This is a genomic window from Paraburkholderia sp. BR10936, from assembly GCF_040965735.1.
GTDB classification, from domain to species: Bacteria; Pseudomonadota; Gammaproteobacteria; order Burkholderiales; family Burkholderiaceae; genus Paraburkholderia; species Paraburkholderia nodosa_A.
On the sequence record NZ_JBFRCM010000011.1, the window covers coordinates 56,831 to 81,785 of the forward strand.

Genomic DNA, 24,955 nt, shown 5'->3' on the forward strand with positions numbered 1-24,955 from the left:
GGCACATGCCATTTTCATGGCGCAAAGCCGGGCGGAAGCGGTACACGCGGCATAGCGAAATTCCCGTCGATTTTCGTATTGTCGCCGCAAAATTGCGCGTGTATAGTTTCCTAAAGTAGCAATGTTTCGTATCGGAAATTTTTAAGGGATTCTACCTATGAAAGCCTCCTCCATCCTCTCGGATCTCGGTATCTCCCAGCTCGCGGAAGCGGGCGACATCGCCGTGCATTCGCCGATCAACGGCGAACTGATCGGCCGCGTCGCGAGCCAGTCGGCGGCCGACGTCGACGCTGTGCTCGCGAAGGCGCAGGAGGCGTTCAAGACCTGGCGCAATGTGCCCGCGCCGCGCCGCGGCGAACTCGTGCGCCTGCTGGGCAACAAGCTGCGCGAACAGAAGCGCGCGCTCGGCAGCCTCGTCTCGCTGGAAACCGGCAAGATCTTCCAGGAAGGCTTGGGCGAAGTGCAGGAAATGATCGACATCTGCGACTTTGCGGTCGGCCTCTCGCGTCAGCTTTACGGTCTGACCATTGCTTCGGAGCGTCCCGGCCACCGCATGGCCGAATCGTGGCATCCGATGGGCGTGTGTACCGTGATTTCCGCGTTCAATTTCCCGGTCGCCGTGTGGTCGTGGAACGCCGCGCTCGCGCTCGTGTGCGGCAACGCTGTGGTCTGGAAGCCTTCGGAAAAAACGCCGCTCACCGCGGTTGCCGTCAACAAGATCATGCAGGACGTGTTGAAGGAATTCGGCGATGCGCCCGAAGGCCTCACGAGCCTCGTGGTCGGCGGCCGTGAAGTGGGCGCGAAGCTCGTGGCGGACCCGCGCTCGAACATCGTCAGCGCAACGGGCAGCACCGAAATGGGCCGCACCGTCGGCGTCGAGGTCGCGCGCCGCTTCGGCCGCTCGCTGCTCGAACTGGGCGGGAACAACGCAGGCATCGTCTCCCCGACAGCCGATCTCGAACTCGCGCTGCGCGGCATCCTGTTCTCGGCGGTCGGCACGGCCGGCCAGCGCTGCACGTCGCTGCGCCGCCTCTTCGTGCACGAGAGCGTGTACGACAAGGCAATCGAGCGCCTGAAAGCGCTCTACGGCAAGGTGGTGATCGGCAATCCGCTGGAGCAGGGCACGCTGATGGGGCCGCTCATCGACGAGCAGTCGTTCGCCCGCATGCAGTCGGCACTCGAGCAGGCGAAGCGCGAAGGCGGCAAGGTGTTCGGCGGCGAGCGTCACACGGTAGCGGGCAACGAGAAGGGCTTCTACGTTCGCCCGGCTATTGTCGAGATGCCGTCGCAAACGGAAGTTGTCCTGAAGGAAACCTTCGCACCGATTCTTTACGTCCTCAAGTACAGCGACTTCGGCGACGCCATCGATGCTAACAACGCCGCCCACCATGGCCTGTCGTCGTGCGTATTCACGACGGACCTGCGCGAGAGCGAGCGCTTCACGTCGGCCGCGGGCAGCGATTGCGGCATCGCGAACGTGAATATCGGCCCGAGCGGCGCGGAGATCGGCGGCGCGTTCGGCGGCGAAAAGGAAACGGGCGGCGGGCGCGAATCGGGATCCGACTCGTGGAAGGCTTACATGCGTCGTGCGACCAACACGGTCAACTATTCGTCGGCGCTGCCGCTCGCACAGGGCATCGATTTCAACGTCGAATAAGCGCGTTTGAGGTACGTGACCGGGTGCATCGTGCGCCCGGTCGATGGATCGATTCGCGCAAACCCAATCCCATGCGCGCTGCGGTTTTCCGCTATCTGGAGCAAGTCGTGAGTTCTCAAGTCGTTATCGTTGGCGGCGGGGTAATCGGTAGTTCTATTGCTTATTTTCTGCGCGCAGCCGACCCAACGGTTTCCGTGACCGTGTTCGAGCGCGACCCCAGTTATGCGCGCTCGTCGTCGGCGCTTTCGGCCGCGTCGATCCGGCAGCAGTTTTCCACGCCGTTGTCGATCCAGATGTCGCTGTTCGGCATCGAGTTTCTGCGCGGCATTGGCGAGCGGCTCGAAGTGAACGGCAGCCGCCCGTCGATCGATCTGCACGAGGGCGGTTATCTCTTCCTCGCCACGGAAGCGGGCGATGCGACGCTGCGCGAGAATCACGCGCTGCAAACGCGTCTTGGTGCCGACATCGAACTCATGTCGCGCGACGCGCTGCACGCAAAGTTTCCCTGGCTCAACGTCGAGGATCTCGCGAGCGGCGCGTATGGCCGCAGCGGCGAGGGATGGTTCGACGGCTACGGCCTCGTGCAGGCGCTGCGCAAGAAGGCGCAGTCGCTCGGCGCGCGCTATGTGCCGGCGGATGTGACCGGCGTCGTGCGCAGTGGCCGCAAGGTCACGCACGTGATCGCGAGCGACGGCGAACGCCATGCCTGCGACACGCTCGTGAACGCAGCCGGCGCGTGGGCGCGCAAGCTCGCGGAAATGATGGACATCGACATTCCGGTTTATGCGCGCCGCCGCAGCATTTTCAACGTGTCGTCGCCGGCGCGGCTTACCACCTGCCCGTTGCTGATCGATCCGTCCGGCGTGTATTTCCGCCCCGAGGGCAACACGTACATCACGGGAACGTCGCCGAGCGCGGAGAACGACCCCAACGATCTGCCGCTCGACGAAGTCGATCACGCCATCTTCGACGACGTGATCTGGCCCACGCTTGCGCACCGCGTGCCGGGCTTCGAGGCGCTGCGTGTGGAGAACTGCTGGTCCGGTTATTACGAATACAACGTGCTCGACCAGAACGCCATCATTGGTTACCACCCGGCCATCGACAATTGCGTGTTTGCCAATGGTTTCAGCGGGCACGGTCTGCAGCAGGGACCGGCAACCGGGCGCGGCGTGAGCGAGCTGATCCTCAACGGCCGGTATACGACGCTGGATCTGTCTTCGCTCGACTGGTCGCGCGTGCTGGAAAACCGGCCGATCGTCGAAAAGAACGTCGTGTGACGGTGGCGTAGGCAGGCCGCACAACGCACAAAGTAGCGCCCGCGATTTCAGCGGGCTTTTTTATTGCGCGCCGGCTTGATGAGCAAACCGCATGACGTGGTGATTAGATTTCGTTTGATGTGCCCGTGAGGGCTGACCACAATCGAAGCTTGTCCGTTGCCGCGCTTAACCGCCATCGACTCCATGTCCGCCATGTACGATTTCACCGCACCCTTTCAGCATCCCGCTGGTTCGCCCATCCGCGAGCTTTTCAAGTACCTGGGAGAACCAGGCATGATTTCCTTCGCTGGGGGCTACCCGGCCAGCGACCTGTTCGATGCCGATGGACTGCAGGCGGCAGCGGCCCAGGCATGGCAGGCTTCCACGCGCTGTCTGCAATATGGCCCGACCGACGGTTTGCCCGAATTGAAGACGCAACTGCTCGCGCTGATGGCGCGCCGCGGTGTGACCTGCGCTCCTGAGGAGATGCTCGTCACCACGGGGTCACAGCAAGGCCTCGACCTCTTGTTGCGCGTGCTGCTCAATCCGGGCGACACGGCCTTGACCGAGCAGCCCGCCTATCCGGCCACGCTGCAGGCGCTCAGGCTCCAGCAGGCGCATGTCGTGACGGTGCCTGTCGACGGCGACGGTCTCGACGTGGACGTACTCGCCGCGCAGCTTGCTTCGGGCGCGATCGTCCGGCCCAAGTTGCTGTACACGGTGCCGACCTTCGCGAATCCCACCGGGGCCACGCTCACACGCGAGCGGCGCGTTGCGCTCCTGCGTCTCGCCGTTCAGTACCGCTTTGTGATCGTCGAAGACGATCCGTACGGCGATCTGCGTTTCGCTGGCAACGCGGTGCCGTCGATGCTGGCGCTGGCAAGCGAGGTGCAGGGAGCACGCGATTGGCTCGTGCACTTCTCGAGTCTTTCGAAAGTCGTCGCGCCTGGCTTGCGCGTAGGTTGGACTATTGCGCCCGCTGAAATCGCGCGGCGCTGCGTGATCGCCAAGCAGACCGTCGACCTGTGCAGTACGCCGTGGACTCAGGCTATCGCCGCGCACTACCTGGCGGCGGGCTCGCTCGAACGGCACCTTCCGCACATCACGCAGGCGTATCAACGCAAGTGCGAAGCGCTTTGCGATGGCTTGCGCGCGCAATTCGGCGACGAGATCGCGTTTCATCAGCCCGAAGGCGGCATGTTCGTGTGGGCGCGCATTCCGGGTGTGGCGATCGATGCGCTCTTGCCGAATGCGATTGCCAACAAGGTGATTTTCGTTCCCGGCAAGGCGTTCTTCGCTGACGAGCCCGACACCGCGTCGCTGCGCCTTTCGTTTGCGGCGCCGAACGTCGATGAGATTCGCGAAGGCGTGACGCGTTTGAAGCGGGCCACGCACGCCACGCGAACGGCGGACGTCACGTCGGCACCTGTCTGAATTTCGCGCGGTTCATGAGGCGCCGCGCGTGTCCCGTTACGCGAGCGCCTGTGCAAGCTCGACGAAGCGCTCCACGTAAGGGCAACCGCCTGGTTGACAGCCCAAAGGAAGCGGCCGACAGTGAGGTGCCGAGTTATTGACCAGCGGAACAAGGGAGATCATCGTCGCGGTTGCGCGTAAGGACACCGATCTGGCCGAGAAGCTTACGCGCGAACAGTCGATGCTTTCCGGAAACGCTTCCTCGAGGCAATCGCCGCCATGCACTTCCGAAAGGAGTAACCGTGGAATTGACCGACTTCGACACACTGACTTTCGACTGCTACGGCACGTTGATCGATTGGGAAAGCGGCATCTACGCTGGCCTTAAGCCCCTGATCGAACGGGCCAGGGTGCCGCTGTCGAGAGACCAGGTTCTGGAGGCCCATGCGCGACACGAGTCGTCGCAGCAGAAGTACACGCCGGCCAAGCGATACCAGGAGCTGCTGCCCATCGTCTACAAGCGGCTGGCCGAGGAATGGGGACTGCCCTTCACGCACGAGGAGTGCATGGCGTACGGGCAGTCGGTGCGGAACTGGCCGGCATTCGAGGACACCGTAGCCGCGCTGCAGTACCTGAAACAGCACTACAAGCTGGTCATACTCTCCAACGTCGACAACGAAACTTTCAGCTACAGCAATGCAAGGTTGCAAGTAGCGTTCGACGCCATTTTCACGGCGGAAGATATCGGTTCGTACAAGCCATCGCCGCGAAACTTCGAATACATGCTCGAGAAGCTGGGTGAGCGTGGCATCAAGAAGGAAAAGATCCTTCACACAGCCGAAAGTCTTTTCCACGACCACAAGCCAGCCAGTGAATTTGGTCTGGCGTCGTGCTGGATTTACCGCCGTCATTCGCAGCCGGGCTTTGGCGCGACCATGAATTCCGGATGGCTGCCGAACGTCGCTTTCCGCTTCAACAGCATGGCGGACTTTGCGAAGGCGCATCAGGAAGCCGCGGCGCAAAAGTGAGGCGCGATTGATGCCCACGCCCGCCGAACACGAATCGCTGAGAGCACGCCTCGCGCGGGCGCGCCGGCTACTGGCACTTGCGCAAACGGGGTTGCACTACGCCACGAGCCCATTCGACACGGAACGGTACACGGAAATCGCCAGCATCGCGCATCAGCAACTCGCGGAAATGGCGTCCATGCAAACGAGCGATCTCGCCGCGCTGTTTGCTCTCGAAACGGGATACGCGAATCCTAAACTCGATGTCAGATGCGCCGTATTCAACCAGTCCGGTCAAATCCTTCTCGTGCGAGAGTCCGTGGACGGCTTGTGGTCTCTGCCGGGCGGTTGGGCCGACGTGGGCGTTTCGCCCGCCGAGAACGCGGCAAAAGAGGCGCGTGAAGAAAGCGGCTACACGGTGAACGTCGTTCGCCTATTGGCCGTGTGGGACATGCTCAAGCACGGGCATCCGCCTTCTGTGTTTCACATCTGGAAACTGGTTTTCCTTGGGGAAATCGTGCGCGCGGGGAAAATAGCCGGAGCCGAAACCGACGCCGCTCAGTTCTTTGATATCGATAACCTGCCAGCCTTGTCCCAAGGCCGGATTCTGCCGGAACAAATTCGACGACTGGATGCACTGCGCAATAACAGTGACGTCGAATTCGACTGAAGTTTTGCTTTAACGCCGGGGCGGCGTTTAACCCGTCATGCTTTCAGGCGGCGCCGGAGTGCTCTGTTCTGACTTTTGCCAGGCGGCTGCCGGCAAATGGGTCCTGTCGCCAGTCCACGCTTGGGGCTTTCACTGATTGCTGTTCAGGTTCAGCCGCCTCGCCGACTGCAAAATGCTCGAGCGACTGCCCCGCGCTTGTCGCCTGCACCACCCACCGCGGGGCGTCGCCCTTGCCGTCCCACGTGTGGCCAGCCGCATCCCGGTAACGGGCGGCGCGCATTTGCGCGGCGTCTGCTGCCATTGACGCAGCAACATCTTCGGGTTCAATACCATATTCGGCCATCCGACGCCGCAGATAGGCCACGATGCTTTCGCGTTTTCGTTCGTCCATTTCTAGTTGTGCTTCGCTCTGAATGCAACTCTTGAGCAGAATATAGCGCAAGTCGCGTGCCGCCACGATATCACAGCTTGAATAGGCGTCCCCGGCGGCTGTCGCGAAAGGTCCGGCGGGAATCAGGTGTTGAGCTTCTGGGCGCGCTCGGCTTGATGTTCTGCGGCCCGTTCCTCCGCATGCTTTTTCGCAACGTGATGCCCCACGATGCAGCCGCCAACGGCGCCAGCAACAGCGTGGTGGCCCGCATAATGTCCGGCTACACCACCCACGACAGCGCCTTTGAGGCAGCCGGCGGCATGTGCGCTGCTGGCTGCCGCGAGGCCTAAAGTTGCCGCCGCGGCAAGCACCCTGATTCGATTATTGACGTTCATGATAAACACTTGTGTGAAATATTAGCTTTGGAACCGGCTCAATAGCCCCAGCGGCCATTATCGTGCCACTCGCGCTCACGCCATTGGTGTTCGCGACGCTCGTGCTCCCGCCATTCGTGTTCCCGCCACTGACGCGCGCGCCAGTCGTCGTCGCCGCGCCAGGCCACCGCGACCGGAGGAGGCGCATAGGCGGCAGGCGGCGGAGCAACGTACACGGGCTGAGCCGGAGCGTAGGCGGCGCCAGGCAGTGCGACGCCCACGGCCAGATCGACGTGCGCAAACGCTGCGCTCGAAGCAGCCAGTGCGGCCGCGCCCAGTACCACGCCGAGAATCGTCCTTTTCATTTCACTACTCCTTCGCACCTGTCGTGCGTTTCTGGTGAGCACGGTTCGGAGTGTATGCGGCGAGCCCGGACACAGGTGCAACGGCCGTGCGATTTTCGTAACGGCGCGTTATTTCGCATGTTCCGATATGTAAAAAAAGCGCGGACGCTCATTCACAGCGTTCCGGGCTGCCAGGTACCAAGAGGAAGAGGGCTAGCGGACAAGGAATCCGTAAGTCAGCGGATCGCGCTCGTCTACGATCCAGGTCGCGAAGCCGCACACGAACGCGTTGCCTTCGACTTCGGGAATCACTGCCTCGAAGTCGCCGACGGTCGTTTCGCTGAGCACGCGTCCCTTGAAAACCGTGCCGATAATGGACTCGTTCACGAGGGTCTCGTCTTTGCCGAGTTCGCCACGCAGGTACAACTGGGCGACGCGTCCACCCGTGCCGGAACCGGTCGGTGAGCGGTCCACTTCGCGGTCCGCGAACACGCAGCAGTTGGCTTGCGTCGAGCCTTCGTGCCGCGGTGCATTGGCGATGATGGTCCCGTAAATGTGGTTGATTTCGGGAATCTCGGGATGCTCGACAGGGTAGGCCTTGTTCGCGGCTTCCTTCACCTCTGCGCCGAAGCGGATGAGTTCCTCGACCGACGACTCGCGCACGGCGAGCTCATGTGGCTGGCCGTCAGTATAGAAATAAAACGCGCCGCCGAAAGCAATGTCGCCCTTCACCGTACCGAAGGACGGCGTCTCGACAGTCACATCGCGCTTCCAGATGAACGAGGGGACGTTCACGAATCGCACGTTGCCCGCGTGTTCGCCATCCCATTGAACGAAGGCTTCGATAAAGCCACAGGGAGCGTCGATGCCGACACGCGTTTCCGGAACACTGCGCTGCACCCAGCCAAGCTCGACCGCTGCGGTGGACAGCGCGATCACGCCGTGTCCGCAGTGGTCGCTATAGCCCTCGTTGTGAAGGAAGATGATGCCGAAGTCGGCGCTCGGACTGACCGGTTCGGTCAGATAGCCGCCGTACATATCGGCGTGACCGCGCGGCTCGAACATCAACGCGGTGCGGATTTCGTCGGCGTTTTCCTTGAGCCACGCACGACGCTTCACGATCGTGTCGCCGGGCAGGCGAGGCAATCCGCTGGTGACGATACGGAACGCTTCGCCGCCGGTATGCACTTCGACGGTCGTTATCGTGCGAGTAGTCTTCATGATGTTTTTACGCTATTGACTCACTGGCCGTACGGAACCGGCAGGCCGTCCATTTCTCGGGCGCAATGTGGAACCAATCTATACCACTTGTGGTGAATAGCACGAAATGTGTCAATGTGGACTTAAACTAGACCAAAAAGTCTCGTCAGGTCCGGAAAATTGGTTTCTTCGCATGAACATGCCGCCAAGGCCAGCAGGGAGTGGTCGCGAAAGTGGTATGTTTGAGAACAACTCAAGGCGCACCGAGAACTCACGATGACCGCTCGCGGAAGAAATTGCATCGACCATGGGCCAGTCGCTGTGCAAGCGACTCAAGGACGATGGGATTGACGACCCGGCTCGCATTCGGCTGTACGTTGCCGAGCATCGTCTGATTTACGAAGCCATTGTCTGTGGAGACGCCGATGCGGCGGCGTTCTATGTCGAGCGGCATATTCATCGGGTGCAAAGAGATATCACGCTGCAGTAAGTGACTTTATTGCGGCTCCCGGCAGCGTCATCGAAACGACATCCAGGCAACATGCTTCGTTCACCGTTTCAACAAACTGATGGTTGAAACTGGGGCCTTTGGCTAATACAGCAGAGGTGAACGATGTCGACGAAGGTCCGCAGCTATCTCTCCCCGACGCTGGTTTTACTCGCGCTCGACTGGCCGGACGGTGCGACACGTGCCGACTTCCTCGGTTTCGCTATTGAACGCGCCCCGGGCTTCACTAGCCCGGACGGTAAATCCCATGAGACGAGCAGCTGGCTCCCTAATCGAATCACGTTCAAGGGGCCCGTGCCGGACGGTAAACCCGATGCGCCTTCGAATATCGCGCCGATTCAAAAATTCATGTGGTGGGACGCGCGCATCGAGGAAGCCGACAGAGGCAAGCAATTCAGGTACACCATCTACCCGGTAGTCGGTACGCCGGACAATCTGAATCTGCTGAACACAGAGGCGAGTTCGTGTGAGGTCACGTTACCGGCGCATATCGAAGACGGCGTGGGTACCTGGTTCAACCGCGCGGTGGTGAGCTCGCAGGCTTTCGCACGACAAGTGAAGGCGATGGGAATCGATCCGCATACCGCGCCGCCGGCCGCACAGGCGTTTGAACTTCGTACGTGGCTCGCCAACGATATGCAGCTCGTGTTCAAGGAAATATTCCAGGACGCGTCGCGCGCTGCAGCAGCCGTCTATCACCTGACCGACCCGCTTTGGGCGATCCCGGCGTTCAAGGAGTTCGGAACCGCTCACGGCAAAGCCAATGTCGCCGTCGTATACGACTCGCATCGAGTTCGCGAAAAAGGCAAAGCGCCCGCTGCATCGCCCAATCAACCCACGGTCGATGAACTGGACAACGTCGTGACGTTCTGCCCGCGTGACAAGACGCACATCATGCACGACAAGCTCATCGTGACGGATAGGGGCGATCGGCAAGGCAACCCGGCATTCGTGGTTGCGGGTTCTGCGAATTTCACGACAGAAGGCATTACGGAGCAGGCCAACGTACTTCATCTGTTCGATTCGGCAGACCTCGCGAAACTGTACGACGACAGAACGAAAGCCATCGCCGGCAATCCGCCGATCAACCAGACCGCCGAACTCACGAATGGCTGGTCCGATTCCGTGACGGTGGGAAGCGCAGCCGTGCGCGTTTGCTTCTCTCCGGAAACGAAAACCAGACGTACCCAGATCGATACCATCGTCGAAGCGATAGGAAAGGCGCAGCACTCCGTTTTGTTCTGCCTCTTCATGCCGACAGACGAACCGCTTCGCGACGCCTGCTTTGCCGCCGGCGACAAGGGGCTCATGATGTTCGGCCTCGTCAACAATATCAGCGGAAAGTCCGCTGAGAATGCGCAAGAGGCGCAAAAAGCGGGAGAGGCAGTGAGTACGACTGCGCTGGCAAACCTCGCGCTCTATCATCGAAGCAGGGAAAACCGCGACGTCATCGATGCATCGTACTTTTCCCCGGCGACCGTGCCTGAAGGTTTCGAACCCGAGCTCCGCCTCTTTCCCGGCGAAGTCGCGCCCAGTTACGCGCCGGTCATTATCCACCATAAGTTCATCGTCATCGACGCCGAAGGAGACAATCCGATTGTCTACACGGGCTCGGCCAACATGAGCAACAACTCCGAGCATTTCAACGACGAGAATCTGCTCGAAATACAAGACAAGCGAATCGCCGCCATTTACCTCGCGGAATTCATGCGGTTGTACGAGCACTATCGTGCGCGCGCCGTTGGCATCGAGGAGCAGCAGCATAGAACCGTGCAACGGCTGTTGCTACAGCCCGACCGCAAGTGGGCCGACAAGTATTACAAGGCGAATAGTCCGGAGGAGAAGGCGCGGATTGCGTTGGCATCGGAGCCGGCCAGTTGATGCATTCGCTTCTGTGTTTGCGAAGTCACCGTGCACGCCTCGCACGACGGGGGCGCTGCGCGTTGCCGGCTAAAAATCCAGCGTGAACTGAGGCGACTCGTTACTGGAAGCTTCTCCGGTGTGTTGGAGGTTGCCGGCCTTCACCCCTAGCAGCCTGATGGATTTAACGAGTTCGACTCTTTTCAGGCACTCAGTCGCCGCGCGCCGCAATGCTTTCGCGTCATCAATAGGCTCAGGAAGCGTGACGTCACGCGTGACAGTCTTGAAGTCATTAAAGCGCAGCTTGATGCCGATCTTCCTGGCCAGATAGCCTTTTCGCTGGAGGTCGAGCGCCACCTGTTCGCATAGGCGGGTAAACGCTGCGCCCAGTTCCTGTCGATGCCGCACCGCGTGCAGATCGCGCTCGAATGTGGTTTCGCGACTCATCGAGACGGGCTCGCTATACGTCACCACCGGCCTGTCATCTAGTCCGTGTGAAACTCTGCGAAGCCACGCCCCGTAGCTTCGTCCGAAGTTTTCGATGAGCCAGTGCTCGTCGCGCGCAGCGATCTCACCGATGGTCGTGATTCCAAAAGACGCAAGCTTGGCGGCCGCCTTGGGGCCAACGCCGTTGATCTTGTTTGCGGCCATTGGCCAAATCCTGGATTGCACGTCCTCCGGCGTCAGGATTGTGATTCCGTCCGGCTTTTGCATATCGGAGCACAGCTTGGCGAGCAGTTTGTTTGGCGCGATACCGACGGAGCATGTGAGATTGGTTGCTTCGAAGACGGCGGATTTCAACTTGCGCGCGATTGCCTCCGAATCGCCATTCGTGAGTGAAACGTCTGCGTAGACCTCGTCGATTCCAACGTCTTCCATGTTCGAACTGATTGACCGGACGGCATCCTTGAACAGTCGCGAGTACGTTCGATAGAGGTCGAAATTCACTGGAAGGAGAATCGCATCTGGCGCTAACCGGGCAGCTTTCATGGCGGGCATTCCGGAATGAACGCCGAGCGCGCGAGCCTCGTAGGTCGCGGTCGTCAGGACACCTCTGCCCACATAGTCGCGCAGGCGCGAGAATTCGCGAGTGCCGTCCGGCTTCGTTCGGGGCGTATCCGAGCGACGGCCAGCAACCACCATGGCTTGGCCTCGTAGCTCCGGATACTGCGAAAGTTCACACGACGCAAAGAATGCGTCCATGTCGATGTGGGCTATGCGCCGATCATCTGGCATGCCTTGGTACTCAAAAATAGCTCTCGATGGCTCCGCGCGACCGGCACGCTACTCATCATCGGGTATGGCGGCAGGAGCAGCGGGACGACGGCACCGTGCGTCCTGTGGAAAATTGAATGGAACTGTACATTTATACAGTCACTTTGTCAGGATACTGGAGCTGATTCGAAGATATTTTTTTGAGTGCGGAGATGTTCGCAAACGGCTCTTCCGCGGACGCCGCCGCTCTGACTGTGGAATCCAGGAAAAAGCCCGCCAATGCGGCGGGCTGTTGCGAACAGGCTGGTGGAGCAGCCTGTCATGTTTCAGTCCTGGCGCGGGTGCAAACGCCGGTAGACGCTCCAGATCGCCACGGCGGCGATCACGACGACAGCGGTGAGAATAAGCATGTTCAGTCCTCCGGTTGCTTGTCTGTTTCGTAATGCTTCAATGCTATGGAGCTTGGGTGTGCGCGAGGAGTGGCGCGACGTCGCGAATGGAATACCTGGTCGAATTCTGGTCCGCTACGGATTCCGCCTTCAAACGTCATCAGGAGCGAGGGTTCGCGAGCAGGCCCCGAATTACATGGCATCGACCGTCCGGTTTACTTTGCATGCGAACTACCTATATACTTCGCATGCAAACTAAATTTCAGGAGAGCACATGAGCGCGGAGATTCACGTCGAACAAGCCGACGGCATTCTGACGATTACGCTGGCCCGACCGGACAAGAAGAATGCATTGACGAACGAGATGTATGGCACGCTGGCAGACATCATCGAGAATGCGGAGCACGACAGCGATGTCCGCGTATTGCTGCTGCAAGGGGACGGAGACATGTTCACCGCGGGCAACGACGTGGGCGAGTTTGCAACCATTGCATCGGGGAAGGGGCCCAGTGAGCGACACGTGCATCGCTTTTTGCACGCCCTGGCGAAGTCGAGCGTGTCCATCATCGCGGCGGTTCAGGGCAAGGCGGTCGGTATTGGCACGACGCTTCTACTGCACTGCGACTACGTCCTGCTCGCGCCAGACGCAGAACTGATCACGCCGTTCGTCAATCTCGCGCTCGTCCCCGAGGCGGCGTCCAGCTACCTGCTTCCGCTGCGCGTCGGCCACGTGCGGGCCTTCGAGATGTTTGCGCTGGGCGAGCCGCTCGACGCGCAAACCGCTGTCGCGTGGGGTCTCGCCAACAAGGTCTGCGCAAAGGATCAACTACGCGACGACGCACGCAGGATGGCGGAAAGAATCGCCGCCAAGCCGGCCGGTTCACTGAGCGCCATGAAAAAGCTGATGCGCGAAGCCGAAACCCTGGTTGCGCAAATGGACAGCGAGAGCGCGAAGTTTCAGGAGCGGCTGACGAGCGCCGAGGCAAGAGAGGCATTCGCGGCCTTTGCCGAGAAGCGCAAGCCGGACTTCGCGAAGGTTGCCCGGCACTAGCCAGTGCCTTGCTGGCCGGCCACGGTCGAGGTTACGCGTCGCCGTCTTCGGCGAGCGGAAACCTGGTCTGCAGGCTGGTCAGCCACCGCGCTACGACGTCGATCTCCGCTTCCGTAAATCCTTCGGTCAATCGGGCGTTCAAGTCTTTCATGCGAAGCTTCGACTTTTGGCGCGCGGTACGTCCTGCTTGCGTCAACCACAGGCGCGACACCCGGCCATCGGTCTCGTCAGCCCGACGTTCGATCAACCCTGCCTTTTCTGTCCGGTCAGCGAGACCGCTCATGCCTGGTGCGCCCAGATCCAGCGCAGCAGCGGCTTCGCTCATGAGTGCGCCGTTGCGATCACCCAAAAAAAACAGCAGCCCGGCCTGGGCTGCTGTGACGCCGCCTCCGGCCGCGCGTGTTTGCGACCACCGTTGCAGCCGGCGCTGTCCGACGTTCAATAGATAGACGAGGCGATGTTTCATTTCCGCGCAGATAACATTGTGCGATTTAGTTCGCGTGCGAATTATATCATGCGGTGATCGACCCTTTCGAAAGGGCGCGAAGACGTTCAATGGCTTGCGGCCGTCGCGACAATCCCACTGGCCACGAACGGCTGATTGAGCACGGGTACACCCGCCTCTTGGACCCACGGCGTGGTGGTGAGGTCCGTGCATGCGGGAACGCCTTGCAGCAGGCCAACACGAAAGGGCGACCGCGGCGCGATACCTGGGCCGCCGGGGCCTGGAAGCCAGCGCCGATACCACGCTGTGGGTGAGCGGCGCGCAGCATGGACTGGCGACGGCGGCTATTGAACGGCGCGCGGGATGACGAAATGCGTCTGGCAGGGCCGATCATGAATGAAAAAACACCCCAAAGATTGGATCGACGTCCAACTCTTGGGGTGCAATTCACTAGCCAGGATTTCTTTGTCGGGGCAATGCGTACACGCCCCCGAGCTTCTGAACCTGCTATTAGAACCGGTGGTACATGCCAATGTTGGCTTGAACCTGGTTGCCGCCCGACGCCGTGTTGCCGAAGTCAGCAGCCGAAGCCTGAGCGCCCTGAGCATGAACGTAGGCACCCATGACGTATACCGACGTGAGCTTCGACAGCGCGTACGTAGCACCGAGCGAGGCCTGGTTGATCGAAGCCATCGTGCGGCCCTCAGCGGCTTGCGCAGGCGTGGCTGCCGAACCGTAGACGTACGTGTACCCAGCAGCCAGCGACAGCGCCGGGGTTGCCTGGTACTGCAGAAGGGCGCCCACTACGTTGAAGTGGATCGACGCCTGGCCGTCGTTGCCCTCGTATTGAGCGTTCGAGTACCGAAGGCCAGCCGTGTACCGGCCAAACTCGTATTGGCCAGCGATTTGAGCGATGCCCGCGCTCTTGAACGCATTGCCACCGTAGTAGCCCGAGCTCGGATAGCCCAGCGCACCACCGAACGACGGTTGTGCCGTTGCGTTCTGCCAGCCGTTCTCACCCTGGTTTGCAGCATGGAAGTAGCCGCCAGCGACCGTCAGACCACCTTGAGCGTAGTCCGCAGCCACCGACCACGATTGACCCGAACCCATCGCACCGGCAACGCCGCCGAACGAGTACGCGCCTTCAGCCTGGAAGCCGTGGAAAATCGGCGAAATGTACTTGACGGCGTTGTTCTGGTTCGTCGTATTGTCGTTGTTGTCCACGTCGCCCGGGGTCGAGAATGTCGACGCCGAAACGGCGTCGCCGGTCAGGCCCTGAACCATTTCCGTTACGGCGTCGATCTGGCGACCCATACGCAGGGTACCGTACTGGTCCGACGTGAGGCCTACATAGGCCTGGCGGTTGAACAGCGAACGCGAGGAACCGATGGGGCCCTGGCCGCCGATGCCACCGCTGGCAATGTTGAAACCGTTTTCGAGCTTGAAGACCGCCTTGAGGCCGCCGCCGAGGTCTTCCTGACCCTGGAGGCCCCACTTGTTCGAACCCGAGGCGCCGCCAACGAGGCCGACCAGCGAGTGGCCACCGACGTTCGAGGTGTAGCTGATACCTGCGTCCAGCATGCCGTACAGGGTGACCGACGACTGTGCCATTGCTGCCGAGGATGCGGCGAAAGCGGCAACAGCGGTAACCGTTGCCTTGATGGTGATGTTCTTCATCTGTAATTCAGTGTCCCTGAGTATCTTTTGGATTGGTTTATTCGTTACTGCGCGCCGGAGGATACGGCACGTCCTGCAAACTCACGAAACGAAAAAAAAAGACTGTCGCGAAAACGTAACAAAAGGCCCAATGCCTTGTGCGGCGGGCGATCGATGGACTTCGTGCCAGATCGGCAACAGCGGATGGTGGGCGCTTTCCGGAGGCGACAGGGTTCGACGTCCGGCCGAAACATTCTGTGACCCTATCTTGTACGAGAATCAGCGGTCCCTGGAGATCAAACATCGCGCAGTACGCTGACGAACGGAGTCTTCCTCCTGACAGCTTGACTGCTGCGTTCAGCGGCCGTAACGACGAGCGCATTCAGAGCGACTTCGTGAGTGGCATACGGAGTGGGGTGCGTGGCACACCCACGCTGTTTATCAACGGTCATCTCTACGGCGGAGAGCACGACGCCCGAAGCTTGCTCGAAGCGTTGCAGGGTGCAGGGAAACGCTAGCGATCGTAACGATGCCAGGTTTCAAGTTCCGCACAGGCGCGGTATCAGTCTGCTGACGCCAGCGTTTTGAACTGTGCGGCGCGAGGCCGTCCCATCAGCACGGGCTGAAATACCACCGCGCCAATCAGCGTAGACACCAGCGACAACGCGAGCAGAGCACCCAGACTCGATGTCCCGGGATGATGTGAGAACCACAAGCTACCGAACGCTGCGCCCGTTGTCGCTGCGCTGAACACAACCGCATAAGTCAGGCTGGATTCCAGCAGCCGTGTTGCGCCACCTCGCCAGGCGATCACATAGTAGATCTTGAATGCGACGCCTACGCCAAGCATGAGGGGCAACGCGATGATGTTCGCGAAGTTCAACTGCAGATCGAGCGCTACAGACAATTCGAGTGTCAAAAGCGCGGAAACGAGCAACGGCACAACGGTTCGAAGGATGTCGTCGACCCGGCGCAGCGCGATCCACAAGATGACGACGATCGCTACCAGGGCGTATCCGCTCGCCTGAAGGAATGCCTTGATGACGAGGTTAGCCGAGTACAGGATCGAGATCGGACCGCCGATCGCATTCGGTTCCGCAGAACTCACTGCGTTGGCGAAGCTTCTCAACATCGCGTCATCATTGGGGTCGATACCGCTCGGGACGCGGGGAGAGATTTCCACGATTGCCTTGCCGTCGGCGGCGACCCAGTCTCTTACGATCCCGGGCGGTAAATTGGTGCGGGTGATCTCGGCAGGATCGAGAAGCGCAACCAATCGCGCGAGCGCGATCTTCAACGGTGCCGTCATCGCATGGTCGGCGCGATCGCGTGTCGTGCTCGGCGCGTCGGCCATACGGGTCAGCACGTGTGACAGTCGCGTCGCCTCGTCGGCGCCGGGCCCGGGGTGATCCTCTGCGGCAAGCGAGAGCTGGTTCGCCGCACGACGCAAGGCGTCGACGCGAACGGCGTCGCTTGCCGGCGGCGCGGGCGTCTGCGCCAGGACGGGGTTCAATACACGGGCAGCGTCTGCAATTGCGGCGAGTTTCTCTGCCTGGTCAGTCGGAATGAAAGTGGTGAGCGTGACCGTTCTGCCCACCTGCGGCAGCGTTGACATGCGGGCGGCGATCGCATCGGCTTCGCTCAAGGAATTCGCCATGACGCGCACATTGTTGATGCCAATTTCGGGCGAGTCTTTCAGTGCGAGCAGGGTTGCCATCGATTCCGTGCGTGGATCCTTGAGATGCAGTGGATTGAAATCGAAGCGCAGGTGCAGCAGCAAGGGCGACGCGCCGAGAATGGCAACCGCCGCCACGGCCAACATGGCTTTGCGATGCCTGTCGAGGAAGTCGTCGGTTCCGGCAAGCCGCCTGAAGCCCGGCGACACTTTTTCGTCTCCTGGCCGCAGCACGCTGATGAGCGCGGGCAAGAGCGCCACACTGGTGAAATAGGCGACGATCATTCCCACTCCGGCGATCTTGCCCAGTTCCGACACGCCGCGATAAGCAGTCGGAATAAACGAAAAGAAGCTAACGGCGACGGCAATCGCGGCGAGGGACAGGCGACCGCCTAGTGTATTTGCCGTACTCATCAATGAGACGGGGATACGACTGTCCTTGTAGTGCTCTTCCCGATATCTCACGGTGAATTGCACACCGAAGTCGACGCCCAGGCCGACGAATAGCACCATGAACGCGACCGAGATCATGTTGAAGGCGTTCACCATCACCAGTCCCAAAGCTGCAGTGATGAGCAACCCGACGACGAGGCAGATAAAAACGGCCAGTACCAGTTTGGCGGACCGAAGCGCCACCCAGAGAATGCCGAGTACGACGAGAAGCGTCACGGCGCCGTTCAATGCCGCACCGTCCTGCACCGATGCGAATTCGTCATCGGCGAGCGGTTGCTCGCCGGTAAGGCGCACGCGTGCGCCAAATCTCGCATCGAGATGCAGCGAGGCCGCCGTGTCGCGTATCAATGCCGATGCGTTGCCGCCAGCCCTCAGCGATGCGTAATCGAGCACGGGCTGCACGAGTACGAATGCGCGCGCAGGTGACGTCGCGTGGGAATCCATCAGCGACCGCCACGAAAAAGCGGCGGCCTGGTTCGCTAGCACGCGGTCCATGACGTCCGCGCTTTGATCGAGAAGCGGAGCCATCTGCTCCAGCTTGACCCGCCCGATTTGCAGCGGCAAAAGCAGGGTCGTCGTCAGCAAGTTGGCGAGACCGGTCAGACTGGGGTCATGCGAGAGCGCGTTGAGCAACGGGCGCGCTTGCGTCAACTGCGATGTCGTCGACTGCACGTCGCGCAACGACAGAAAAAGCAACCCATTGTGTTCGAAGAAGGGACCGGCACCCGGCTGCGTCACCGCAACGAACCGGTGCGTGTCCTTGCGCAATGCAGTGGCAAGCTCACTGGCGGCGGTGTCGGCGAATTCCGGCGCACTCGATTCCACCACGACGAGAATGGAGCCCCCTCGTTGCGGAAAGGCGCGATCCAGCGACCTGGACAAGCTGTCCCACCGCTTGTCGACAGTCAGTAGCCGGTCCGTAGCCGTGTTGATCTTGAAGTGATGGGAGACGTAATGACCGCTCAGCAGCGCGAGGACGAGCGATAGCGCAATCACGCTGATCCGGTGACGGATGGACCATGAAACAAGACGGGCAACCGACGACATGATGGCGAAGGTTCAGGCGCGACGGACATCCCAGTCTAGCGTAATTATCCGGAACGTGTCCGCACGTGGTCGAAGCGGTGCGGATCCGTCGATATCGCAATTGAACGGCTTGCGTACACGCACGAGTCGCGGCACGGATCAGCCGAATTGAATTAACGTTGACTGAGGAAATCGTTTCGAGTCCGACATGACAGGAGGACAGCATGAAGCGCAAAGCATCGGCGATCTGGGAGGGAGGGCTGAGAGACGGAAACGGCTCGATATCTACAGATAGCGGCGTCCTCAAGGACACACAGTATTCGTTCTCGACACGCTTTGAAAATGGTATCGGCACGAATCCTGAAGAGCTGATCGCGGCAGCGCATGCCGGATGCTTTTCGATGGCGCTGTCTGCGGAGCTGGGTAAAGCGAACGTCAAGCCCGAACGCATCTCCACGACAGCGACGGTCACGCTCGAGATGATCAATGGCGGCTTCGCGGTGACCGCTTCGCACCTCGACGTGGTGGTGAACATCCCCGGCGCAGACAAGCAGGTGTTCGACAAGGCAGCGGCAGATGCGAAAGCCGGTTGCCCAGTGTCGAAGGTCTTGAACGCCACCATCACGATGGACGCGAAGCTCGAGACTTGATGGTTTCGCGACTCCGCGGACGAAGTTCGGGTACAGCATGTAATCCGGGTTTTCCCTGACTGATGAGGCAACAGGCCATGCCAAAGACATACTCAGGTCGTTGCGCGTGCGGCGCCGTCAAGTTCCAGTTCGATGCCGATCCCACGTTTATTGCCGATTGCTACTGCCTGGATTGCCAGAAGGCGAGTGGCGGGGTCATGGCGACTTTTTTCGGTGTTCCTGAAAGTGCTTTCACGCTGCTGAGTGGAAATCCGCGCTCGTTCTCCTACATAGCGGACTCCGGCAAGAGGATAGATCGCAATTTTTGTCCTGAGTGTGGATCTCGCCTCTTTTCAAACAATTCAGGCGCGTTTCCGGATACGGTGTTCGTCATGATCGGCAGCCTCGACCGTCCCGATGGTATTCAGCCCGTTCTGGAGATGTACACGAAGCGCCGGTACAAATGGCTCAACCATCTCGACGTTCCGCAATTCCAGAACATGCCGACGTGACACGCGGGAGACCTTGTCATTCGAATTTTCGGGACGCCAGGTGAACACTGGCAAGCAACTCCCGCGATTCCTTTACATCAATGATTTCGAACCCGTCGGTGAATTTGCCGTAGATCGGCGCAAGCACGGACTCCACTTCTGCGGTCTTACCTTGCCTCAGCTTGAGGCGGGCGAGGCTCTTCGCGGCGCGTAGTGCCAGGAACAGCGCGCCTTGCTGCTGCGCGACTTCGATGGCATGCAGGTAAAGCGCTTCGGATGCACCGCGCGGATCGAGTTCGTCGTGCGTAGCGAGTATGTCGCCCTTGATCCTGACTAACTCCGAAATGCACCACAGTTCTTCGTGCGCCTTTGACCACGCCAGTGCATCCTCGATCGCCGCCAGCGCTCGTGCGTGATCGCCGAAGCGCAGCAAGCCCCGGGCATACATCCCCGCAAACATCGGATAACGCATTCCGATGTGCTCGCGCTCGAGTTGCGCCAACGCTTCGAGGAGGATCGGGAGCCCGGCAGGGTTCTCTTTCTCGACCAGAAACGCACCATGAAGACCGCGCGCCATCGCCTCGAAGAGGGCCAGCCCGTGCTTCGCCACGGTGTCCTGCAAAGTGATCAGGGCGCCTTCAGCCGAGGCGAGATCTCCTGCGTAGAGCGCGAGCGGAACGAAGGCAAACACGAGTACGTAGCCAATCGTCAGCGTATGGCCGCTTTCTTGTGCGTCGAAGAGCGCCTGGCGCGCCTCCTTGAGCGCTCGTTCCGGACATCCCAGCGTCCACAGGACGCTGGCCATCAACGAACGGGTCCCCTCGCTTCCGCTTACATGGTTGGCGGAGAGTTGCGACTGATGGTGAGGCGAGTCGTACCATTCGAGCACACGCTCGAGCAATCGCCGAGCTTCGGTTTGCTTGCCCATGTGATGCCATGCAAACGCGGTAAGCCGGTTTCCTTCCGATATCGCGGTCTCATTCTGTGTTCCATTCGCAATGGAGCGGAACTTCAGCAGTCGATCGTCTGCGGCACGGTGTCTTCCTGAATACACCAGGCCACAACAGGCGGCGAACAACGAACGTAATTGATATTCCTTATCGTCAAGCCGCTCCGCAATGGCCAGTGCGGCGGTGCATGCAGCGTCGACTTGAGAGACCATGCCGCGTGTATAGAGTGCGGCGGCGGCAAGCGCCGTGTAGAGTTTCATCCGATGCCTGTCGAGCGTGGGCGAGCGGGCATCTGCGCGATAAAGTGCATGCTCGATGCGACTGCGGCATTCGTCTAGCGAGGAGAGCCGGATCCACGCAGGAATAGCGGCAACGGTGAGCGCGATGCCCAGCGATGAATCTCCTTGCGCGGAGAATGCCCAGTTCAGTGCGGCTCTGACGTCGTCGATCGTAGGGATGTGATTTGCCAGCCATCGTGTATCGGGCGGCCGGTTCCAGCAGTCCGTGACACGCGCGTACAAGTCATGAAAATGCCCGGCGTGGCGACGGGAGACCAGGTCCAGTTCATTCGCATCTGCAAGCTTGCGTCTCGCGTAATCACGAGTCGTGTCGAGAAGTCGATATCGCAAGGGATCGTTGGCGACGTTTGCCGACAGCATCGACTTCGACACGAGGCTTGCAACCGCATCGATCACACTCGGGTAGGGCAGGTTTTCGTCGCCCACGACAGCAGCCGCAGAGGCGAGCGAAAAGATGCCCGGAAATATGCCCAAGCGGCGCAGCACGACGCGTTCGACCGCGGGCAACAACTGATGACTCCAGTCGAGTGTGGCCAGCAGCGTTCTCTGCCGCTCCGGAGCCGTGCGTCGCCCCTGCGCGAGCGCGGAAAAGCGGTCGTCGAGCAAATCGTGCAATTCCCGAATGCCGAAGGCATCCAGACGCGTTGCCGCAAGCTCGATCGCCAGCGCAATGCCGTCCAGCCGCCGGCAGATTTGCGCGACGACGGGCGCATCTTCGTCGGACGGCTCGAAGTCGCCGCGTGCGGCAATGGCTCGCTCGATAAACAGCTCGACAGCGGGGTACCGACGCGCGGCGTCGATCGTCACGTGTGCCGTGTCAGGAGGGCTTTCGAGCGCTTCGAGCCGGTACACGTATTCGCCAACGGCGCGCAGCGGCTCACGGCTGGTCGCGAGAACATGGATTTGCGGGGCCGCCGCGATCATCTGCTCGGCGATGATTGCTGCTGCCTCGACGATCTGTTCGCAGCTGTCGAGCACGATGAGCTGTGGACGATTCCGAAGCCGGAGGTAATTCGCCAGCGCGCGCACGATGTCATCCGAGTGAACGACGAGGCCGATCGTGCTGGCGACGGCATGAGGCACGAAGCGCGCGTCGGATAGCCGGGAAAGGTTGACGAACCAGACGTCGTGCTCGCCCAGTGCGACCAATTCGCGGGCAACCGCCAGCGCGACCGTCGTCTTGCCTATTCCTCCGGGCCCTGCCACCGTCAGAAGCCGTACGCGCGAGAGCCGCTTCAGCAGATCGTGAATCGTCTTCGCCCGTCCGATCGGTCGAATCAATGCGGCGGGAATGTTGTGCGAAACCTGGGGACGCGTTTGAGTTGGTGTCACGGCGCCGGACAGCGTTTCGCGCTCGACCGGCGCGACGAATTGATAGCCGCGGCCGACCACCGTCGCGATAAAGCGCTGGCCCTGAGGCGCGTCTCCCAATGCTTTGCGCAAGGCTGCGATATTCACCTTGAGATTGCCTTCCTCCACGACATTCTTCGGCCACGCGCGAGCCATGAGCTCTTGCTTGGTGATGAGTTCCCCGCGACGCTCGACGAGCGCGGTCAGCAAGTCGAGCGCTCGACCACCAATCAGTACGCGCGTGGCGCCGTCGAGCAAGGTGTTCTGTGAGGGAATCAGGTGGAACGAACCAAACCGGTAAGCCACTCCGCTTTCGGCGGTCGGGCGTGCCTCATCGCTCAGCCCTTCGTTGATTGGCAACCTTTGCATGATTGAGCCCCGAATTGGCGTCAGCATCGTCATGGGGAAACCGCCGCGCAGATGCCCGTGTTTGCATTTCTGCGATCAAATGGCTTTGCGAGCGTCATTCTATCGACCGGCGATGGCTGCGCTCGCAAGTTTCGATTTTTCATACGTTTCGCGCAGCCGCCCCACGTGGCACCGAGCGCCCGGCGTTGCAGGAATGGGCATTTGGGGCGGCCGAATTGCAGGATATTTCCTCGCAGACTATAAATCAGTCGAGGAGGGGCCCCATATGCGGCGCATCCTGATGATCGTTTCCAGCGCACGCGAGCTTCCGCTCGAAGGCGGCGAAACGTTGCCCACCGGCTACTGGGCCGATGAAGTCTACACACCGCTCAGGCGTTTTCGCGCTGCCGGCGTGGACGTGCGAATCCACACAGTGGACGGGCGACCTGGCATTGCGGATCCCTTCAGCCTGGAGCCCCGATTTCATTATCCCGACACGGACAGGGACTTCCTCGCCGCCATCGTGAGATCCTTCGCCGACGATCCGGAAGGGGTTCGCTTTACGCTGCATCACTTCACGGAACTCGACTTGATCGCATCGCGCCGCGTGTACGAAGCCTTGACGTTTGCGAATATCGAACACGGGTTGGCGCGCACCAACGTAGAAGCGGCGGCAAAGGAAAGCTGGAAACACGACATCGGCTTTCTCGAAGCGCTCGCCGCGCGGCCGAAAATCAGCACGATCGTGCCGCCCGCGCGGGCGCAAGTCTTGGCCGATTCGGTGAAGCACGATAGTGAACGTCTGGCGCAAACCTGTGCTCATTCGCTGGCGAATGATCGCGCGCTGAACGCGCCATACGATCTCGGCAGTCTGTCAGACGAGGAAATTCTTTCGTTCGACGCGGTGTTCATTCCTGGCGGACACGGCGCAATCGTCGATCTGCCGGACAACCGCGATGTCGAGCGCGTGCTGCGCCTCGCGCATTCCCGGCGGAGCCTGATCGCGCTGCTCTGCCATGGACCCGCCGCGCTGCTATCGGTAGGCAACGGTCCCGATGGTGGGTGGCTATTCGACGGCTATCGGGTGGCGGCATTCAGCAATGAGGAAGAAGACCAGGCGATCGTCGGACTGCGGCGGCCCCCGTGGTTTCTCGAAAGCGAGTTGAAGAACCGGGGCGTCGTCTATGACGAAGCGCCCCCGTGGGTGTCCCATGTGGTTGTTGACCGTCATTTGCTTACGGCACAGAATCAGATGTCCGATGAGGCCTGTGCGGAAGCGGTGTTGCGCAAACTCGGTGTCCTGCAAGGGAGTGCGGCATGAGCATCGCCCTCGAAGTCGCCCATGCATTCATTGGCTGTCTCGCTCGGCATGATGTCGACGGCGCCCTCACCTCCTGCTCCCCGCACTGCTCCATTCATATTGTTCCTCTTGCGCTCGACGGCCCCATTCATGCTGAAGGGCGCCGATTCTTCGAGAACTGGTTTTCCGCGTTTCCGGACTTGACGTTGAGCACGCGGCGCATGTTCGCAACGCATGAAGATGTCGTGGCCGTGGAGACGACATTCGATGGCACGCAGGCGGGCGAATTTCTCGGCGTAATCAATCAGGAAAAGCATATCGATCTCGACGAAGCGTGGCTGCTGCATACGCGTAGCGATCGCATCGAGGCGGTCAAGCTGTTCTGGTGCCAGAATCAGCTATACCGGCGACTCGCCGTACGGCGTCTGGATCGCGTAACGATCACCGCGTCATTCTGATTCGCGGCGCTTTGCCGAATCGGACAAGGAGACACCGATGCCTGAAGTCCCGGAGGGCCGTGCGATCACCGCCGGGCAACGCGCCAGCCGCGCGGTGCTCCGGTTCTTCGACGCATATCGACGCCAGGACGTCGAGGGCATGGTCGATGCGTGCGTGGACAACGCGAACTTTCGCTATGTACCGGCCGAGGTCATGCGCAGGCAGCGAGTGGTGCGCGGCGACGGCAAGGTGCGCGGAGTCGGGAAAACCTGGTGGTCCTCGTTGATCGACGCTTTTCCCGACCTGACCAACGACGTGCAGTGGATCGGCAACGACGAGGAGGGCAACGTGGCGGCCGAGGTCACGATCTCCGGCACCCAGGCCAAGGCGTTCGGCACACTCGCGAACAGCGGCGAGCATTACGATCTGGCGCATCTTTTTCTCTTCCATGTCAATCGCGAAGGGCTGATCGACGACATCGTCGCCTATTGGGACACCGCGGACTGGTATCGGCAACTCGGACGGCTTGAATGTGACTGATGCCCCCGGCAACCAGATCTTCCGGGAAAGCGCGAAGG

General features: G+C 60.7%; 21 protein-coding genes and 2 pseudogenes. 13 read left to right on the plus strand and 10 right to left on the minus strand.

The genetic code is table 11. The features are described 5' to 3' along the window. Positions 1–157 precede the first annotated feature (157 nt). The 5 genes from AB4Y36_RS22550 to AB4Y36_RS22570 all read left to right on the plus strand — a co-directional run bounded on the left by AB4Y36_RS22550 (position 158) and on the right by AB4Y36_RS22570 (position 6,006). On the plus strand, positions 158–1,657 hold the full coding sequence (locus tag AB4Y36_RS22550) for an aldehyde dehydrogenase family protein (protein WP_368604800.1): 1,500 nt from the start codon (positions 158–160) through the stop codon (positions 1,655–1,657). Between the two features lie 107 nt (positions 1,658–1,764). Beyond that, the gene (locus AB4Y36_RS22555; RefSeq protein WP_368684116.1) at positions 1,765–2,937 is read left to right on the plus strand and encodes an NAD(P)/FAD-dependent oxidoreductase; all 1,173 of its coding nucleotides are present in this window, start codon (positions 1,765–1,767) and stop codon (positions 2,935–2,937) included. A 192-nt stretch (positions 2,938–3,129) separates the two neighbouring features. Continuing rightward, positions 3,130–4,350, plus strand: a complete 1,221-nt coding sequence (locus tag AB4Y36_RS22560; RefSeq protein ID WP_368684117.1) for a PLP-dependent aminotransferase family protein — start codon at positions 3,130–3,132, stop codon at positions 4,348–4,350. 281 nt (positions 4,351–4,631) lie between these two features. Further along, positions 4,632–5,357, plus strand: coding sequence for a haloacid dehalogenase type II (locus AB4Y36_RS22565; RefSeq protein WP_368684118.1), 726 nt, complete (start codon positions 4,632–4,634; stop codon positions 5,355–5,357). 10 nt (positions 5,358–5,367) lie between these two features. Then, entirely contained in the window at positions 5,368–6,006 is a 639-nt protein-coding gene (locus AB4Y36_RS22570) for an NUDIX hydrolase N-terminal domain-containing protein (RefSeq protein WP_368604804.1), read from the plus strand. 43 nt (positions 6,007–6,049) lie between these two features. On the opposite strand, the gene AB4Y36_RS22575 is transcribed toward AB4Y36_RS22570, so the two are convergent. The 4 genes from AB4Y36_RS22575 to lhpH all read right to left on the minus strand — a co-directional run bounded on the left by AB4Y36_RS22575 (position 6,050) and on the right by lhpH (position 8,315). Beyond that, positions 6,050–6,448, minus strand: coding sequence for an H-NS family nucleoid-associated regulatory protein (locus AB4Y36_RS22575; protein WP_342946051.1), 399 nt, complete (start codon positions 6,446–6,448; stop codon positions 6,050–6,052). 71 nt (positions 6,449–6,519) lie between these two features. Next, entirely contained in the window at positions 6,520–6,771 is a 252-nt protein-coding gene (locus AB4Y36_RS22580; protein WP_342946052.1) for a hypothetical protein, read from the minus strand. Positions 6,772–6,809: 38 nt separating this feature from the next. Further along, positions 6,810–7,115: a hypothetical protein gene (locus AB4Y36_RS22585; RefSeq protein WP_069261991.1), complete on the minus strand. Its 306-nt coding sequence runs from the start codon at positions 7,113–7,115 to the stop codon at positions 6,810–6,812. Between the two features lie 192 nt (positions 7,116–7,307). Next, the gene (gene lhpH, locus AB4Y36_RS22590) at positions 7,308–8,315 is read right to left on the minus strand and encodes a trans-3-hydroxy-L-proline dehydratase (protein ID WP_368684119.1); all 1,008 of its coding nucleotides are present in this window, start codon (positions 8,313–8,315) and stop codon (positions 7,308–7,310) included. A 262-nt stretch (positions 8,316–8,577) separates the two neighbouring features. Here lhpH and AB4Y36_RS22595 point away from each other — a divergent pair. Both AB4Y36_RS22595 and AB4Y36_RS22600 read left to right on the plus strand, forming a co-directional pair. After that, positions 8,578–8,784 (plus strand): annotated as a pseudogene (locus AB4Y36_RS22595) (FCD domain-containing protein); the annotation flags it as partial. Between the two features lie 123 nt (positions 8,785–8,907). Continuing rightward, positions 8,908–10,683 carry a phospholipase D-like domain-containing protein gene (locus AB4Y36_RS22600; RefSeq protein ID WP_368684120.1) on the plus strand — a complete coding sequence of 592 codons (1,776 nt, stop codon included), beginning with the start codon at positions 8,908–8,910 and terminating at the stop codon, positions 10,681–10,683. A 69-nt stretch (positions 10,684–10,752) separates the two neighbouring features. On the opposite strand, the gene dinB is transcribed toward AB4Y36_RS22600, so the two are convergent. Next, on the minus strand, positions 10,753–11,898 hold the full coding sequence (gene dinB, locus AB4Y36_RS22605; RefSeq protein ID WP_069261987.1) for a DNA polymerase IV: 1,146 nt from the start codon (positions 11,896–11,898) through the stop codon (positions 10,753–10,755). 642 nt (positions 11,899–12,540) lie between these two features. Between dinB and AB4Y36_RS22610 the strand changes: the two genes are divergently transcribed. Then, on the plus strand, positions 12,541–13,317 hold the full coding sequence (locus AB4Y36_RS22610; RefSeq protein ID WP_368684121.1) for an enoyl-CoA hydratase-related protein: 777 nt from the start codon (positions 12,541–12,543) through the stop codon (positions 13,315–13,317). A gap of 31 nt (positions 13,318–13,348) precedes the next feature. Here the strand turns inward: AB4Y36_RS22610 and AB4Y36_RS22615 are convergent, their stop codons facing one another. The 4 genes and pseudogenes from AB4Y36_RS22615 to AB4Y36_RS22630 all read right to left on the minus strand — a co-directional run bounded on the left by AB4Y36_RS22615 (position 13,349) and on the right by AB4Y36_RS22630 (position 18,593). Continuing rightward, entirely contained in the window at positions 13,349–13,783 is a 435-nt protein-coding gene (locus AB4Y36_RS22615) for a MarR family winged helix-turn-helix transcriptional regulator (protein ID WP_069261985.1), read from the minus strand. 98 nt (positions 13,784–13,881) lie between these two features. Continuing rightward, positions 13,882–14,004, minus strand: a pseudogene (locus tag AB4Y36_RS22620) (AraC family transcriptional regulator); the annotation flags it as partial. 268 nt (positions 14,005–14,272) lie between these two features. After that, positions 14,273–15,439 (minus strand): porin, encoded by a 1,167-nt coding sequence (locus tag AB4Y36_RS22625; protein WP_069261984.1) that lies wholly within the window; start codon positions 15,437–15,439, stop codon positions 14,273–14,275. A 541-nt stretch (positions 15,440–15,980) separates the two neighbouring features. Continuing rightward, positions 15,981–18,593, minus strand: a complete 2,613-nt coding sequence (locus tag AB4Y36_RS22630; RefSeq protein ID WP_368684122.1) for an MMPL family transporter — start codon at positions 18,591–18,593, stop codon at positions 15,981–15,983. Between the two features lie 203 nt (positions 18,594–18,796). Between AB4Y36_RS22630 and AB4Y36_RS22635 the strand changes: the two genes are divergently transcribed. Next, positions 18,797–19,222, plus strand: coding sequence for an OsmC family protein (locus AB4Y36_RS22635; protein ID WP_368617859.1), 426 nt, complete (start codon positions 18,797–18,799; stop codon positions 19,220–19,222). Between the two features lie 77 nt (positions 19,223–19,299). Then, positions 19,300–19,713, plus strand: coding sequence for a GFA family protein (locus AB4Y36_RS22640; protein WP_368617860.1), 414 nt, complete (start codon positions 19,300–19,302; stop codon positions 19,711–19,713). 16 nt (positions 19,714–19,729) lie between these two features. Here AB4Y36_RS22640 and AB4Y36_RS22645 read toward each other — a convergent pair whose 3' ends face one another. After that, positions 19,730–22,693: a winged helix-turn-helix domain-containing protein gene (locus AB4Y36_RS22645; protein WP_368684123.1), complete on the minus strand. Its 2,964-nt coding sequence runs from the start codon at positions 22,691–22,693 to the stop codon at positions 19,730–19,732. 160 nt (positions 22,694–22,853) lie between these two features. Between AB4Y36_RS22645 and AB4Y36_RS22650 the strand changes: the two genes are divergently transcribed. Genes AB4Y36_RS22650 through AB4Y36_RS22660 form a run of 3 tightly spaced genes read left to right on the plus strand, consistent with a single transcriptional unit; the run spans position 22,854 to position 24,917 of the window. Then, positions 22,854–23,960 carry a type 1 glutamine amidotransferase domain-containing protein gene (locus tag AB4Y36_RS22650; protein ID WP_368684124.1) on the plus strand — a complete coding sequence of 369 codons (1,107 nt, stop codon included), beginning with the start codon at positions 22,854–22,856 and terminating at the stop codon, positions 23,958–23,960. Beyond that, the gene (locus AB4Y36_RS22655) at positions 23,957–24,397 is read left to right on the plus strand and encodes a nuclear transport factor 2 family protein (RefSeq protein ID WP_368617863.1); all 441 of its coding nucleotides are present in this window, start codon (positions 23,957–23,959) and stop codon (positions 24,395–24,397) included. The genes AB4Y36_RS22650 and AB4Y36_RS22655 overlap by 4 nt, the downstream gene beginning before the upstream one ends. Positions 24,398–24,434: 37 nt before the next feature. Then, entirely contained in the window at positions 24,435–24,917 is a 483-nt protein-coding gene (locus tag AB4Y36_RS22660) for a nuclear transport factor 2 family protein (RefSeq protein ID WP_368617864.1), read from the plus strand. Positions 24,918–24,955 lie beyond the last annotated feature (38 nt).

Excerpts from the sequence above, each read along its gene's own strand:
- AB4Y36_RS22600 (WP_368684120.1), top strand. The coding sequence starts at position 8,908 with ATGTCGACGAAGGTCCGCAGCTATCTCTCCCCGACGCTGGTTTTACTC.
- AB4Y36_RS22560 (WP_368684117.1), top strand. The coding sequence starts at position 3,130 with ATGTACGATTTCACCGCACCCTTTCAGCATCCCGCTGGTTCGCCCATC.
- AB4Y36_RS22635 (WP_368617859.1), top strand. The coding sequence starts at position 18,797 with ATGAAGCGCAAAGCATCGGCGATCTGGGAGGGAGGGCTGAGAGACGGA.
- AB4Y36_RS22615 (WP_069261985.1), bottom strand. The coding sequence starts at position 13,783 with ATGAAACATCGCCTCGTCTATCTATTGAACGTCGGACAGCGCCGGCTG.
- AB4Y36_RS22650 (WP_368684124.1), top strand. The coding sequence starts at position 22,854 with ATGGGCATTTGGGGCGGCCGAATTGCAGGATATTTCCTCGCAGACTAT.
- AB4Y36_RS22645 (WP_368684123.1), bottom strand. The coding sequence starts at position 22,693 with ATGACGATGCTGACGCCAATTCGGGGCTCAATCATGCAAAGGTTGCCA.
- AB4Y36_RS22570 (WP_368604804.1), top strand. The coding sequence starts at position 5,368 with ATGCCCACGCCCGCCGAACACGAATCGCTGAGAGCACGCCTCGCGCGG.
- dinB (WP_069261987.1), bottom strand. The coding sequence starts at position 11,898 with ATGCCAGATGATCGGCGCATAGCCCACATCGACATGGACGCATTCTTT.
- AB4Y36_RS22625 (WP_069261984.1), bottom strand. The coding sequence starts at position 15,439 with ATGAAGAACATCACCATCAAGGCAACGGTTACCGCTGTTGCCGCTTTC.
- AB4Y36_RS22640 (WP_368617860.1), top strand. The coding sequence starts at position 19,300 with ATGCCAAAGACATACTCAGGTCGTTGCGCGTGCGGCGCCGTCAAGTTC.
- AB4Y36_RS22655 (WP_368617863.1), top strand. The coding sequence starts at position 23,957 with ATGAGCATCGCCCTCGAAGTCGCCCATGCATTCATTGGCTGTCTCGCT.
- AB4Y36_RS22610 (WP_368684121.1), top strand. The coding sequence starts at position 12,541 with ATGAGCGCGGAGATTCACGTCGAACAAGCCGACGGCATTCTGACGATT.
- AB4Y36_RS22660 (WP_368617864.1), top strand. The coding sequence starts at position 24,435 with ATGCCTGAAGTCCCGGAGGGCCGTGCGATCACCGCCGGGCAACGCGCC.
- lhpH (WP_368684119.1), bottom strand. The coding sequence starts at position 8,315 with ATGAAGACTACTCGCACGATAACGACCGTCGAAGTGCATACCGGCGGC.
- AB4Y36_RS22550 (WP_368604800.1), top strand. The coding sequence starts at position 158 with ATGAAAGCCTCCTCCATCCTCTCGGATCTCGGTATCTCCCAGCTCGCG.
- AB4Y36_RS22630 (WP_368684122.1), bottom strand. The coding sequence starts at position 18,593 with ATGTCGTCGGTTGCCCGTCTTGTTTCATGGTCCATCCGTCACCGGATC.
- AB4Y36_RS22585 (WP_069261991.1), bottom strand. The coding sequence starts at position 7,115 with ATGAAAAGGACGATTCTCGGCGTGGTACTGGGCGCGGCCGCACTGGCT.
- AB4Y36_RS22580 (WP_342946052.1), bottom strand. The coding sequence starts at position 6,771 with ATGAACGTCAATAATCGAATCAGGGTGCTTGCCGCGGCGGCAACTTTA.